General features: G+C 52.6%; 7 protein-coding genes. 2 read left to right on the plus strand and 5 right to left on the minus strand.

The annotated features are described in order from the left end of the window. Positions 1-14 precede the first annotated feature (14 nt). From EJQ19_RS15520 to EJQ19_RS15540, 5 genes are all read right to left on the minus strand, one after another. Positions 15-1,718 carry a cache domain-containing sensor histidine kinase gene (locus tag EJQ19_RS15520; protein WP_126142140.1) on the minus strand — a complete coding sequence of 568 codons (1,704 nt, stop codon included), beginning with the start codon at positions 1,716-1,718 and terminating at the stop codon, positions 15-17. Positions 1,719-1,788: 70 nt separating this feature from the next. Then, complete coding sequence (locus tag EJQ19_RS15525; RefSeq protein WP_126142141.1) at positions 1,789-2,628, minus strand: carbohydrate ABC transporter permease; 840 nt, start codon at positions 2,626-2,628, stop codon at positions 1,789-1,791. Next, complete coding sequence (locus tag EJQ19_RS15530) at positions 2,625-3,584, minus strand: carbohydrate ABC transporter permease (RefSeq protein ID WP_126142142.1); 960 nt, start codon at positions 3,582-3,584, stop codon at positions 2,625-2,627. The genes EJQ19_RS15525 and EJQ19_RS15530 overlap by 4 nt, the downstream gene beginning before the upstream one ends. A 188-nt stretch (positions 3,585-3,772) precedes the next feature. After that, positions 3,773-9,145, minus strand: coding sequence for an S-layer homology domain-containing protein (locus EJQ19_RS15535; protein WP_164716568.1), 5,373 nt, complete (start codon positions 9,143-9,145; stop codon positions 3,773-3,775). Between the two features lie 150 nt (positions 9,146-9,295). Further along, the gene (locus tag EJQ19_RS15540; RefSeq protein ID WP_206438426.1) at positions 9,296-11,554 is read right to left on the minus strand and encodes a right-handed parallel beta-helix repeat-containing protein; all 2,259 of its coding nucleotides are present in this window, start codon (positions 11,552-11,554) and stop codon (positions 9,296-9,298) included. Positions 11,555-11,896: 342 nt separating this feature from the next. On the opposite strand from EJQ19_RS15540, the gene EJQ19_RS15545 reads away from it, so the two are divergent. Together EJQ19_RS15545 and EJQ19_RS15550 are read left to right on the plus strand one after the other, a co-directional pair. Continuing rightward, entirely contained in the window at positions 11,897-13,696 is a 1,800-nt protein-coding gene (locus EJQ19_RS15545; RefSeq protein WP_164716569.1) for a cache domain-containing sensor histidine kinase, read from the plus strand. A 103-nt stretch (positions 13,697-13,799) separates the two neighbouring features. Further along, the gene (locus EJQ19_RS15550; protein ID WP_126142145.1) at positions 13,800-15,119 is read left to right on the plus strand and encodes an ABC transporter substrate-binding protein; all 1,320 of its coding nucleotides are present in this window, start codon (positions 13,800-13,802) and stop codon (positions 15,117-15,119) included. Positions 15,120-15,162: the final 43 nt, after the last annotated feature.

The raw sequence follows: 15,162 nt of genomic DNA on the forward strand, positions 1-15,162 counted from the left end.
GCCCCTTTAAGTCTCTATTTTTCTGAGATTGGAAAAAGAATGTCGACCTGTACGCCGCCTTGCTCCCGGTTCGCGAGGGTTAAGCGGTACTGGGAGCCGAACAGCGCATCCAGCCGTTCCCGAACATTGCGCAGCCCGTAGCCCCCGCGCTTTCGCGGTTTATGCTGCCAATTGTCGGCGAGCCCGCGCCCATTGTCAGTGATACGCACATGCAGTTGATTGTCCTCGCGGGAGATGCGGACCCGCAATTCCGCCGCAGGAACGCCATGAAAGCCGTGAACAAACGCATTTTCAATAAAAGGCTGCATCATCACTTTCGGCATCAAGCAAGCCTTGGCGTCATCGTCAATCTCCACTGTATACGTCAACCGATCTTCCCACCGCAGCTGCTGAAACTTCAGGTAACAGTCGATATGCGCAATCTCTTCCGACACCGCGACAAGGCTGTCCGTGTTCGTCAGAACCAGGCGGAACATGCTCGCCACCTGCGCCAGCATGGCACTGATCTTGTTTTGCCCGGCTTCGATCGCCGTCCAATTAATCTGATCCAGCGTGTTATATAAAAAATGCGGATTAATCATCGTTTGCAGCGATTTCAGCTCTGCCGCTCGCTGCTGCTTATGCTTTTCGTCCAGCGAGTCGTACAAATCCTCAATCCGGTGTGTCAACTTGCGGTAGCCGTGAAACAGTTTGCCGAACTCATTCGTATAGTCGGTCGGCAAGGTCTGGGCTTCGCCGGGCGAGAATTCACCCATCGCACGCACCATCTGGTTCATCGGCTTCATGAACCGGCGGGATAGAAAAAGCGTGATGAGCAGGACGAGAACGATGGTCGAGACGCCGAGCAGCAGAAACAGCTTGGCCATGCTTTTGCTGCCCTTGATCATCTCGCTCCATGAACTCACTTCGAACAGTGTCCACTGGGCATCCGGCGACTTCGCCCAAACAAAAAAATCGTCGCCTGCACGCAAAGAACCGCTCGGTTGGGCCATTTCGCCGTTCAGTGTCCGGGTGGCGGCTTGCAGTTTGGCTTCGTCGCCGGAATGCGCAATCAACCGGCCGGCCGCATCCAGCAAAGCCATATTGGTCATGTCGTCCTCCGAGGAAAACAGTTGCTTGATAGAGCTGACTTTTATGTTAAACACCATCAAGCTGTAATATTGATTTCTATTATTAATCACCTTGCGCGCAAAACTGATCACGGGCTGCTCTCGTCCATTGGAGACGATTGTATGTTCGCCAATCCAAGCGCTGTCCGTGTCCACAATGCTGGCGTACCAGGGCTCTTGCCCAAGCTTATCCATCGTGTTAAACGTCACGGGCGATTGTGTATCAGACGTGAACGGATAGCCTGCATACACATGAATCGATTGCAAAATAGACGTGCCAAATACGACGTAATTTAACTGGGTTCTCAGCTCATTTTCAACCCGCAGCCGCTCATACGCATCGCTGTCCTGCAGCCTGTTGTACAGCAGATCCAGATTCTTGGCCGCCGTCACGGACGTTTGTTCAATACTAATGAGACTTGTGCTCATTTTTTTACTCAGTTCGTTCAGCAGTCGCTGTTGGTAGTAAGACGTGTTGCTCGCAACTTGCCTCGATGTACCCGAATAGCTGACCGCGCTCACGATGCCAATAAGCAAGACAATAATAATCGCCGAGCTAAAAAAGTAAACCCCGGTAATGCGGTACGTTTTAAATGGATTTTTCAGCATGGGCTGTTCCTCCGGTTATGATGCAAAGGAAGCTGCAGCACAAGCAGCAGCTTCCTTCCTATGTTCAAGCTTATCCTTTTAACGCCCCCGAAGCAATCCCTTCCACGAAGTGCTTCTGCGCGAGGAAGAAGATCACGACGGCTGGCAGCACCGATATGAGCGACATCGCCAGCATTTGTCCCCACGGTACTGTACCTTGCGAATCGATAAAAAGCTTGAGCGCCAAGTTAACGGTATATTTATCGACCGAGTTGATATAAAGCAGTTGGCCGAAGAAGTCGTCCCAGTTCCAGAGGAAGCAGTAAATCCCTACCGTTACGAGCGCCGGCTTCGTCAATGGAATGACAATCCGCCAGTAGATGCCGAACCAGGAGCAGCCGTCCATTTTGGCGGACTCGTCCAGTTCTTTCGGAATGGAGCGGATGAACTGTACCAACAGGTAGATAAAAAATGGTCCGCCGACACCGCCGGCTAGCAAATGCGGCACATAAAACGGCAAATATGTATTGATCCAGTTCAATTTGCTGAAGAGCACATACTGCGGCACGATCGTAACCTGCGTAGGCAGCATCAGCGTGACGAGCAGGATCGCGAACCAGATTTTACGGAGAGGAAAATCCAACCGGGCAAACGCGAACGCGACAAGCGAGCAGGAAATGATACTCGTAAAAAGGACACCTGCAATGAGCTCCACATTGTTCCAGTAGAACACACCGAAATGATAGTTCGGTACGGAAATCCAGCCCTCGGCGTAATTCGACCAGTGCGGCGTATCCGGAAATAAGTTCGGAGAACGCATTTCATCGTTGGTTTTGAGCGAAGCGCCCAGCCACCAGAAAATGGGATACATCATAAGCAAACTAAAAATAATGAGAAGGAGATGTGTGAAGCTTTTGCGCTGTGCGATCATTTCCCCTTTCCTCCTTGCGTTTCATAATACACCCAGTATTTGGACGTTGCGAAAATAAGCGCCGTCACCAATGCGATGATGACCAGCAGGATCCAGGCCAGCGCGGAAGCATATCCCATTTGAAACTTCGAGAACGCTCTTTCATATAAGTACATCACATACACGTACGTGGAATTGACCGGCCCGCCATTCGTAATAATGAAGGCCTGCGTAAACATTTGGAAAGAGTTGATCGTTGACTGCACGAAGTTGAACAGCAGAATCGGCGACAGCATCGGCAAGGTAATCGAGACGAACTGGCGAAATTTGCTCGCGCCGTCCACGGAAGACGCTTCGTAAAGGTCTCGTGGAATCTGCTTGAGGCCGGCCAGGAAAATAATCATCGCGGAGCCGAACTGCCAGGCCATCAGCAGCACGAGTGTGCCGAGCGCCGTATCCGGATCTGCAATCCAGGACTTCCCGTGGATGCCGACGAGCGCTAGTGCTTGGTTGATAAAGCCGTCCTTGCTGAAAATATTTTTCCATAAAATCGATACCGCAATACTTGTCCCGATCAAAGAAGGAAAGTAGATCATCGTCCGGTAAAAGGAGATGCCTTTGATGTTCTTGTTCAGCAGCATCGCCACGAGCAGCGCGGCAATCAATTTCACCGGAACCGAGAACAGGACAAAGAGCAGTGTTACTTTGATGGATTGACGGAATGTATCATCTTCTGTCAGAATCCGCTCGTAATTCTGGGTGCCGAGCCAATGCGGCGCGTCCAGCAGCGAGTAGTTCGTGAAGGAGTAATAGAGGGACATCAGAATCGGACCCAAGGTCAGCAGGAAAAAGCCAAGCAGCCACGGGGATAAAAACAAATATCCGGCTACAGGCGATTCCCAACGGCTTAAAAACGGGATTTTTACTTTTTTCTTGCCTGTCAGCAAACCGTCCGTTTGCAGTACAGTACTTTTCATCGGTAGCTCCACTCCTGTTCAAAGCGCTAGTACGTACTTGTCGCTTGTTGTTTATATTTGTATTATAGGAGTCTTTGAATAGCGGTTACATTATGCATCGAATAAAGTTCTTTCACTATTTCACACGAATTTGCTCTTGGCAAAAGAAATCCCCAAGGCGGAATTCGCCTTGGGGGAGTAAGTATTGTCTACTTAGTGGACAATAGCCGCTGGATCATCACCGCTGCTTCCGCGCGGGTGAGCGTTTGTTTCGGATGAAGACCAGATTCATCCCCTTGCACGATGCCAGCCGCAACTAGCGCTGCGACAGACTGGACAGCATAGGCGGAAAGCTCCGCCGCATCTTTCATCGGCGCCAATGCAGATGACGTCTGGACGCCGCCTGGCAGCCGTTTCAAGTGCTCGAGCGCTCTCGTGGTCAGCACCATCGTATCTTCCCGGGTGATCGCCTGCTCCGGCTCGAAGCGATTGTCGCTGCCCCCCGTCGCGATGCCGTAACTTTGCGCTGCTGCGATCGCCGTATAGTAGTAATCACTGCTCGTCACATCGGCGAACGAGGCAGTCGGCTTACCGGCAGCAAGCTCCAGGGCCCGCATCAAGAGCACGACGAAATCGGCGCGCGTAATCCGGCTGGCCGGATCGAAGCTTTGCGCGCTGCGCCCTTCAATGACACCTTTGGCCGCAAGCGTTTCAATGGCGGATTGCGCCCAGCTCACGCTGGCCAAATCCGTAAATGCCGGCCGCCCGAATTTCACCGCGTACTGGCTGAAATGCTTCACAGTGAACACAACTTGGCCAGTCCCCGCATCCCAATGTCCGTTCGATACCGGAATGACTGCGCCTTGCGGATCGAGATAAAACACAGCAATCCGCTCGGGATGCAGCCGCTCTTCCGCAGTCGGCGTATACGGCATCGCAACCGTTACCGGTGCGTCGGCGTTCGCCCATGCCAGCGGAGCTCCATCACTGAACAATTGAAGGTCAATGACCGGATGATTATCGATCTCACTTATTCTGGTCAAACGAATCTCAACGGTTTCGGAAGGAACCGACAAGCCTTTTAACATTTGAGTAGGAAGCTGTAGGCTGCCCAGCTCCGTTTGCACGCTCAGCCTATTGCCCCGCGCATCCGCTTGCAGGGCTGCCACCGGCACTTGCAGGCCAGTCTGACGGCTTGACGAGGGATTGCCGTTCACGACAATTGAGACAGTTTTACCGCCCTGTGCGTCCGGCTTTGCGGAAGCGAACGCTTGATTCAGCTCGCTGGCGGTCAGCGCCGCAGAGCCTTGATCACCTGCATGCAGCTCGATGCGTGCCGGATCTGCGCTTGTACCAGGGTTTGGCGTCGCAGGTACATCATCGTCAGAATCACTCGAGCCTGAATCGCTAGGTGTTGGATCGGTCGTTCCCGGATTGCCCGGGTCGGGATGCCCAGGATCCGGATTCGGGTCAGGATCCGGCGTGCTTGGCACCGTGATAACGAGCGCATGCTCCAAGGTCGTTGCCGGGAAGCGGTCGCCCCACGGATTAATCAGCTCAGCTTGCGAAAGGGCAATCGCCGTTTCGCCCGCTTGTGCCCCTGCCGTTACTGTCCAATTCAACGCGAACAGCCCGATGTTGGCGGGGATCGATTCATTCCCACCTGTCATAGCGGCTTGAAGCTGAATCGTATCCGCGCCCGTCTGAACAACATTCACTAGTTCCAGCTGCGGCAGTTGCGGAGCGGCCGATCCCCATTGCAGCTTCGCAGGATCGAAATGAATCGTTAGCGCAATTCCATATACCGCGGAGTACACGCTCTCCGACACATTGCTGAGCGAGAAGCTCGATTGGAGCGCCTGCCCGACTGTCGCGGTCGATACCCCACTCAAGCCAGCGACTGTCCCTTGCGCGGTCAGCGTCAAATCGCCGACGGTCGCCGTTTGGCCGCTCGTAACCGTCACAGATTCCAGGACGGCTTCATTGTAACCGGCTTTATTAGCTGTAATTCGGTACGCGGTGTCCGGCCGCAGTTCTTCGAATGTAAAATGGCCGTTCACATCCGAGGACGTCTGGTAAACAGCATCGGCTGCTCTCAGCACCACGGCGGCGCCATAAACAAGCTGCCCACCTTGATCTCTGATTGTCCCCGAGACGGCACCATACGGATTTTGCCCGCGGTGAACGGTGATGGTATAAGTCTGATTCGACGTACCATCCGGCGATACCACATAGACAGTGATCATATTGTCGCCTTCCAGCAGGGCAATCGGAGCCGAAGGGGTTCCACTGGTCACACCCGTACCATCGACCGTAATATCCGCGGACTCAACTCCGGCTGTCGGCGTTACCGTCACTTCACTAACCTCATAAGGCACCGTCACCTCATAATCGGTTACGTCCTTATCAAAGTCGGGACTCAGCGCCCCTCCCGATACAATTAACGAACGCAGCGATGCATCCATTAACGGCGAGATGCGGTTGACCGTAACCGTGTAAGCGGCAGTTGTCTGCCCGTCTTCCGCCGTTACGACAACCGGAACGTCTGTCTGATCGTCCGTCAGCACAATCGGCACTGAAGCCGTTCCGCTAGCAACAGGCGTGCCCGCAACAGTAATCGACTTGGCATTCGGACTGCCAGCCGTCGGCGTCAGTGTCAGGCTCGTCACATCACTGGCAACCTGAACAGCGTAGTGCGTGTCATCCAACTTCGCTACCGCACCCGCCGAGCTTGCAACATCCGCCAGCGTCGCATCCATTTTGGAATAACCAATCCCTTGGGTTATGCGCACATTATCCACGCTCACACTGCCGTAATTGGAACTATTCGCATAGAAATCAATCTTCGTTATATCAGTCATCGATTGTCGGAAGCCACTATGGTCGACAATTTTTTGTCCGTTGAAGTACAAATCATACGTCTGAGCAGCAGTGTCGATCACCATTCGCATGTTATACCACTTGCCGACTGTATAGCTCATAAATTCTGTTGACGCCGTGCCCACATACGCTTTGACCTTGCCTTTATCGAAAGCAAAAGAGAGGCCAGGATTCGCAGGGGTAGGGCTGGTTCCGTAGACGTAAGGCAAACTGAACCAGTTATTGCCGGTTGAATACGTATCGTTCCGTTTTAAGTCCGCCTCGATGGTCACAATCCCCTTAAGCGGCGTCGCAAAAGATTGCGCTAGGCTCGTGTTGCCCGAGTTCGAAGATCTCGTCAGCTTCACGCTTTTATCCTGCGCGCTCGGCACTTCTTCAACAACAACGCTGCCACCGCTTGCGCTAACGGTTAAGTTATTGCCTGACGTCATTGTACCTGTTGCCAAGGTGTTGAACGTATGATTGAACAACACCTGCGGCTGTTTACTGGACAAGAGCACTTTGCCAATATCCGTCAGACTCTCCGGTGTAATCGTGACATTGCTTTTGCTGACCGGGAAATAGCCTGCTTTGGACAAGGTTACTGTATAGCCATCACCGATCGGCACCTGTGCCATCGTGAGATTGCCCGTGCTGTCCGTTACACCGCTGGCTACCGGGTCGTCGCCATATAACACGCTCACCGCAACGTTCGGGAGACCATCCATTTTTTCGTCCAAAATGCTGCCCTTCAAACTGCCGTATGGGCTTGTCGACGTGATGGTCAAATCCTTTGTCGTCATATTCGGCGGCTGAATCGAGATGGTGTCCGTTGCCGTGAGATAACCGGCTTTTTCCGCCTTTAGCTCCACACCGACAGCGAGCGGCACATTCGCGATCACATACGCGCCTTTCGCATCGGTCGTTGCCGAATACGGCGTACCCCCAACCTGCAGCGACACCTTCGCGCCGGCTATGGCTTTGCCCGCTCCATCCCGGATTTTCCCGTTGACGGACTCCGTCGTGGCGCCGTCCGGTGTGTAGTACTCAAAGGCTCCGATATCCGGTAGGCCGTTGTACAGTGCCTTGCCTGCATAATCCTTGCCACCATTGTTAGGCATCGCGAGACCGGCATTGATCAGGCCGGAGCCGGATTGCGAACGGAAGCCCAGCGCAGAATCCAGCTGCGGGCCCGTCTCCGCCGTGCCGGACGGACCGCTCACCGTGCTCACAAATTTCGGATCTGCCTGCATCGCTTTCGTATCGACGGCCGGAATCAGCAAATTGCTGCCGTAGTAGTTGTTATTTTCATAAAACGTCGTACCGCTGGTCGTAATCGTTGCGCCGGCTCTCGTCGTATACAGATTATTGTTCCGTATATTGTACGTCGCATCGAGCGACGTGCCGTAGCCGTAAATCAAGTAATTGCTTTTGTCGTTATAAATGGTGTTATTATAGACCTCAGCAACCGCTTTCTTATCAGAGTGTAAATAGATCGGATACCGCGTATTGCTTTTAATGACATTGTTCCGAATGATCGTATCGCCAAATGAGAATTGGCAGATCAAAATGCCGTCGCCATTATCGTGAATGTAGTTATACTGAATCAAAATTTTAGTCGTCGCCTTGTCGGGATCAATACCGTTGGAGTCGGCGCCGCCCGCTTTCTGCGTCGTCTCATACACTTCATTGTGCTGCACGACAATATCGTCGGCGTAGTACATTTCAATCCCCGATGTCCCTGCTCTGTATACCACGTTGCGCTCGACCAATCCGCCCCGAATATCGGTTAAATACATGGCGTTACAGCCGTAAGCGGTGTCTTTCTGCGTAATGTAATTATTCCGAATGACAATATTCGTGTGTGGGGTGAATTTGGGATCCGTGCCGTTCGCACGCTCTCCCCAGCCCGTGGAGGTCGCGATCGTATTGCCGTTGGCATCCTTGCCATCGCCCGTATATTGCTTGAATACAATGCCGGCAAAAGAAGTGTTGCTGATGCTCGACTTTTCAATGACCACATCGTTAATAACCGTCGCCTGGCTCGGCGGATTGAAAATATTCGGCACCGTCGTATCGAAGACGATCCCTCCTGTTTTCTTTGAGCCGTCCCACCCCGTCTTAAAACGGATGCCCGGCTGAGGCGGATTCGGCTGTGTGCCGCTAATCCAGTTAATTTCCCCCGTCACATCATGTACATTAACAGCGACGATCCGGAAATAATCCAGTGTCGTACTATTGTCACCGGAAATGTGAATACCCCGGTAATCGTCCAAATTCTCGCCCGGCGTCGCCGTGGCTGGCTTTTGGTTGGAGACATCCAAGTTATGAATCTCCCAATACTCCTGATTGAACAAGCGTACCGCATCCGCGACAAGCCCTTGGCCTTGAATAGCCGGTTTGGCGCCGGAACCGTATTGATCGATCACGATGGGCAGTCCTGCCGTACCTGATCCTTTCGGCCACAGCTGCCCTGTCCAAACTTCACCGGATTTAAAAGCAATATGGTCGCCAGGCTGAAAAGTGGTAGCGTTTACTTTTTCAAGCGATTTCCAGGCCTGTCCTTCGCTTGTCCCCACATTGCTATCGCTGCCTCCTGTTGCATCGATATAGTAAGTAGTGCCCGAATCTGCTTGGACACCTGGCGTTGGCAACAAACCGCTGAACAGTCCGACGGACAGAACCGTCATCTGCAGTAAGGCCAGCAACTTCCTTTTTCTCAAGCTCTTCATCCTCCTCTTAGGTAGTTGCCCCTATTATAAAAGCCCCGTTTCCTTCGTTTGAAGTAGGGGAATGAACAAAATTCTTTCACTATCAGACAGAATATGAAAATAAAATCCCAAGCTCTTCCATAGAGCTCGGGATTTAAATGGTTACGGCGTATAGACGGATATATTATCGATGTGCGTCGTGCCCGTTTGCGAGTTGTCTGCGTAAAATTCGATTTTCGCTATGTTGCTGACAGGCGCCCGAAGCGCAGCCTGGGATAGCTTGAGCGTCCCATTCACATAGAAATCGAACTTATCGGTATTCGTATCCAGGACAAGCTTCAGTTCATACCACGTATTGGCGGTGAAAGCCTGCACCGTCGTCCATGTGCCGCCTACATTGGCTTTGATATTGCCGCCATCAAACCCGATCGTAGCTGCTAGTACACCCGCGTTATCATAGATGTAAGGCAGACACCACCAAGATGTCGTTTCTGTCCGTTTCACCCTTGTTTCAACGACGACCGTGCCGGATACAGCGCCGAATGACTTGGACATTGACGTTTTGGCGGAAGCCGCCGACTTGCTGATCTGCGCGCTCTTATGCGTTGCGTCCGGCACTTCCGCGATCGTAATCGCGTTTGGACTAGTACCGTTTGTTACCGTCCAGCCCGTTGGCGCGCTGCCCGTTGTCAGGCTATTGAACGTTTCATTGAGCGCGTAGACCGGCGTGCTGCCTCCACCCGCCACAGCCGTCTCATCTGCACCGATGTCCGCTGCGCCCATATATAACGTGTCGCCCCAGAAATCGAGACCGCCGTTGCCCGAAATCGTCACGCCTTGATTAACGAGCGGTGAAGTCGATTGCAGTTGGTAGCCGCTCAACGTATTGAGCGCAGGGCCGCTCGTCTCCGTACCGCTGCTCCCCGTTCCCGGACTAACCAGCAGCGGATTAGCTGTCTTGGCATTCGTATCGCCGGAAGGGACTGTCAAGCCCGAACCGTAATAGCTGTTCGTATTGTAGACGATGCCTCCGCCAGTCGTTAGGACAGCCTCGCTCTTCGCCGAATCGAGAATATTGTTGCGAATCGTATAGCTGGCGTTGATATAGCTGCCGTAGCCGTAGATCAGGTACGTACTGTTCGTGTTGTAAATGGTATTATTGTAAATTTGCGAGGACGCCGCTGAATCGGAATGCAGATAAATTTGATACCTGGAGTTGCCGGTAATGATATTGTAACGAATGATCGAATCCCCGAAGCTGAATTGGCACAGCAAAATCCCGTCGCCGTTCCCGTGCACATAGTTATACTGGACCACCTGTTTAGTCGTACCCTTATCGGTGTCAATCCCATTATAGTCTGCTCCGCCGGCTTTCTTCACGACGCCGTACGTTTCATTTTTTTGAATGACGACATCATCGGCGTAGTAGGTTTCAATCCCTGATGTGCCTGCCGCTGCCACCACATTGCCTTCAATTAGAGCCCCTTTGGTATCCGTCAAATAGATGCCATTGCATCCGAAGCTTGTGCCCGATTGTGTAATGTAGTTGTTCTTGATCGTGATATTGGTAAACGGGTACCAATTCGTATCCGAAGCCGAACTGCGCACGCCCCACCCCACAGAAACCGCGGGATTGCCGTTATGGTCAAGACCATCTCCCGTATATTGCTTGAAAATGATGCCTCCGAATGACGTGTTCTTGATTGAACTATTGGAAATGACGACGTCGTTGAACTTACTTTTCACGGTCGCCTTGGCCGGTGACAGCACATTCGAGGACATATCGAACACAATCCCGCCCGTCCGCTTGGAGCGATCCCAGCCTGTCGCGAAATTAATGCCAGTCGCATTATCCGCCGTATCGCCGCCAATCCAGTTCACTTCGCCGGTCACATCATGGACATTCAATCCATCCAGCCGAAAATAATTCAACGTCCCGATATCTGCCCCTGTAATGTGAACGCCCCGGAAATCGCCCACTCCGCTTGATGCCTGATTGCTGATATCCAGGTTATGTATTTCCCAATACTGTTGATTGTACAAGTATACCGTCGCTTGAACCGCACCTTGCCCCTGGATTTTCGGTTTCTCGCCTGAGCCGTATTGATCAATCACAATCGGGCTGCCTGAAGAACCCGAACCTTTGGGATATAGCTGTCCCGTCCACGTGTTCCCCGCTTCGAACAAAATGCGATCCCCAGGCTGAAACGTCGTCGCATTGACCTTTGCTAACGTCTTCCAAGCCGTAGATGCGCTAGTGCCGTTGTTTGCATCACTGCCTTGCCCGGCATCGACATAATATGTCGTGTTCGCTGCCGCAGCTTCAGTGGAACCCAGCAGCGCCATGAGCATGACGCCTAGTACAGCCAGCAACAGAACGGCGCCTAATTGCTTCCCTTTTTCAACCACCATCTCCATCATTATGTGCCTCCTCAACCTTCCTTGATGTAAACCCTTACATAAGAAACGAGCAAACTTTGCTGACTTGAGACTTTTTACCCTTCAACGGCTTGCACGCCGCCTGTACACCTCCTCACAAACTGTCGGCTCCCGTCCTGTTCGTCTCATCTGCCTTCCCGACATCCCTCAAATTGAGCTAATTGTAGTTGAGAACGCTTCCCAAACATAGGAGAGAAACGAACTATTGTCTTTCAGTTTTCTACACAAGTTACGCAAACAACACTACACCTCCCCCCTCCCCCTATGTTAATGTCTATCTTATCAAGCTCCTCCACCCTTCCCGAAAATGAGGTCGAACAGCCGATGAACCTGCTCCGCAAACCATGGCGAACGTCTACGACGCTTTATATTTTGCTGTTTACGATGGTCGTGCTTCCGATTCTGACTATTTCCGCGACAATTCTGCAAGTCTATAAGCGGGATCTGATAGAGCAAACGACGGATCGGACCTTGCAGACGCTGCATGCGGTCAAGTATTCCGTTGAGCAGGAGATCAACAACGTTGTCACGTTCTCCGCCGCCGTCGGCATGGATTCCGAAGTGCTGGACATCGCGACGAAGCTGCACGAATCCGCCTCCGGCGAGCGGCAGCCCTACTACAACGACCTGTCCAAGGCGCTTGGCAAATACAGCTCCTCCATGTCTGGGCGGGTGCAGTCGATCAATTTCTTTTATCAAGGTGGCGGCAGCTATACGTATTTAAAAGATCTCGCTGTCAGCGCGAACGACCTTCGCCGCACAGCCTGGTACCCCGCTACGATCGCTGAGCAGGATCATGTTCATTTCCTGGGCAAGATGACGGGCGTGCTGTATGGCGCCCCGGATACCGCAACCATCGTGACAGCGATCCGCCCCAGCTATTACCAAATGCTGCACAACATCGATTTTATCTATATCGTGTTCAGCCGTGACTACTTCGAGAAAATGCTCTGGCAGAACCCGATCACCGGCTCAGCCGCATTTCGCATCCTGACGGCGGACGGCGAAGCCATCGCATCGAGCTACAACCTGCCGCCCAGCGAGCAGGAGGAAGATCCTCAGCTGCTCAGTGCGATTACGCAAGCGCCGGAAGGCACGTTCGTCACAACGCTGCACGGCGAAAAAATGCTGATCGCCTACGCAACCGTCGGCACGGCCAATTGGAAGGTCGTCTACAAAATTCCGTACAGCGAGCTGACGGCGAAATATCACAGCATTTATCAGCTGATTCTTTTGGCAACAGCGATTGTCATTGTAATCTTCCTGTTCATCTCCTTCTCGCTGCTGCACAAGTTCATGAAGCCGATTCGCGTGCTCGTTGTAAAAATGTCGCGCGTCATGGACGGCAATCTCAATACGAAAATTGAAGCCTCCGGCAGCGCGGAAACCGTAACGCTCGGGCGCACGTTCAACCATATGATGGATCAGATCAAACTGCTCATCCGGGAAACGGAAGAGAAGGAAAAAGCGAAACAGCAAGCGGAATTTGCCGCGCTCCAGTCGCAAATCAATCCGCATTTTCTCATTAATACGCTGAACGCGATTAAACTCATGGCCATGATCAGCGGTGTGGACAACATCCGCCACATGACGCAGGCGCTCATCCGGCTCGTGTCTTCCTCCTTCAACCGGGGCGGCAAATTGATCCCGCTCGAAGAGGAGATCGAGAATTTGAAGATGTACATCTTCATCATGGAAACCCGGTACGGTCATAAATTTGACGTGAAGTGGGACGTTGATCCTGCGGTAGCCGGTACTTACGTGCTGAAGCTGCTGCTGCAGCCGATATTGGAAAATGCCATTACGCACGGCTTGGCCGCGAAAGACGCAGGCGGCGTCATCGACATCACGATGCGGAAGGCGGAAGGGCGTCTGCTTATCGCGATCAGCGACAACGGTCAAGGCATGACCGATGCGCAGCTTGCGCAGCTGACCGCCTCGGATCGGGAGCACACGTTCAGCGGCATGGGCGTCCTCAACGTCCATAAGCGCATCCTGCTGCACTACGGTGACGAGTATGGTGTTGCCCTGGAACGGCTTGAACCCACTGGAACACGCGTGAACCTCGCTTTGCCGATCATCCTTCATCACACAGATTCGGAATTGGACGGCAGTTCAAAATAGATCAAATTTTGTGCAAAAACGATCATTCGACCGCCGCCTGGCATCGATTAAGATGAAAGCAAGGTAAGAAAACCTAATCGAAATCACATGGAGGGTCCAAGCGATGCGTAAACAAAAATGGGTTCAATCCTTGGCTGTACTGAGCGTGGCGGCGATGGCCGTGCTGACGGGATGCAGCAGCGACAAGCCGGCAACCACACCTGCTGGAAGCGCTGCGCCGGAAGGCACGAAAGCAGCGCAAACGAGCAAGCCGGCTGAACCGGTCAAACTGAAACTGGCGATGTGGGATACGAAGACGGATCTGGATTTCTGGACGGAGAAAGCGAAGGAGTATACAAAATTAAAGCCAAACGTCTCCGTTGAAGTCGAGAAAGTGCCGGATAACGGCGGCCAATACTTGAAAGTGCGGCTGGCGGCGAACGATCTGCCCGACTTGATGTATTTGAAACCGGTTCATTTTCAAATTTATAAGCAAGCGCTCCTTCCGCTCGACGATCTGAACGCCGTCAAGGCCAACAAGTACCCGACCAAGGTCGACGGCAAAGTGCTCGGCGCTCCGCTCGTTTCGTTTACGGAGTTCGTGTATTATCATCCGAGTATTTTTAAGGAATTGGGTATCAACGTTCCGAAAACGTTTCCAGAATTCATGGCCGTCATGGAGAAGGTAAAAGCCGGCGGAAAATACATCCCGCTCTCGCTCGGCGGCAAGGACGACTGGACGTTCTACCCGCTGATGGAGTACGGCCCGCACATCCTGTCCGGCGATGAGCAATATCTCGCCAACCTGGCGAAGAATCCAGCCCCATTCGCAGCGGGCAGCATGTTTGACAAGATCGGCAAGAGCATCAAAGAGATCGCGGATAAAAAGTATGCGGGCCCGGACGCGTTATCGGTCTCTTTTGACCAGTCGACGCAGGCCTTCGAAGCCAAGCAAGCGGCGATGATCGCGCTGGGACAGTGGTATTATCCTTCGTATATGGAAAAAGTTAAGTCCGACGACGACCTGGCAGTCTTCCCGCTTCCATTCAACGATACGGCCTCCGGCGACGTGCAATCGATGATGATGTCCGACATGAACATCGGCATTAACAAGAATTCCAAGAACGTCGAAGAAGCCAAAGCGTTCTACGAGTGGATGTTCAGCAAAGACGTGTACACGGCTTACATCAATAAACAGCAGCAGTTCTCCACGGTGAACGGCATTACGTCGGATCTGCCATTTTTCAACAAGTGGACGGCGACGAATCCTTACAAACCTTTCATCTATTATGGAACGGATGAGGCGTACGCCAAGGTCAGCGCAGCCGCACAGTTCGATCCGAAGAAAGCCGCACAGACGATTTTCTCAGGCAAGTCCATCGATGCCTACGAGAAAGAATTGAATGACAAATGGAAAAAAGCGATGGACGCCGCAGGGAAGTAATGACCGTCCAGGGTACTATTTGCTGATTGCGCAGGTAGTACCC

It is taken from the genome of Paenibacillus whitsoniae (assembly GCF_003955665.1).
Lineage (GTDB): Bacteria > Bacillota > Bacilli > Paenibacillales > NBRC-103111 > Paenibacillus_E > Paenibacillus_E whitsoniae.

Coding starts and splice junctions, on each gene's coding strand:
- EJQ19_RS15520 (WP_126142140.1), bottom strand. CDS start 1,718: ATGCTGAAAAATCCATTTAAAACGTACCGCATTACCGGGGTTTACTTT.
- EJQ19_RS15525 (WP_126142141.1), bottom strand. CDS start 2,628: ATGATCGCACAGCGCAAAAGCTTCACACATCTCCTTCTCATTATTTTT.
- EJQ19_RS15530 (WP_126142142.1), bottom strand. CDS start 3,584: ATGAAAAGTACTGTACTGCAAACGGACGGTTTGCTGACAGGCAAGAAA.
- EJQ19_RS15540 (WP_206438426.1), bottom strand. CDS start 11,554: ATGATGGAGATGGTGGTTGAAAAAGGGAAGCAATTAGGCGCCGTTCTG.
- EJQ19_RS15545 (WP_164716569.1), top strand. CDS start 11,897: ATGAACCTGCTCCGCAAACCATGGCGAACGTCTACGACGCTTTATATT.
- EJQ19_RS15550 (WP_126142145.1), top strand. CDS start 13,800: ATGCGTAAACAAAAATGGGTTCAATCCTTGGCTGTACTGAGCGTGGCG.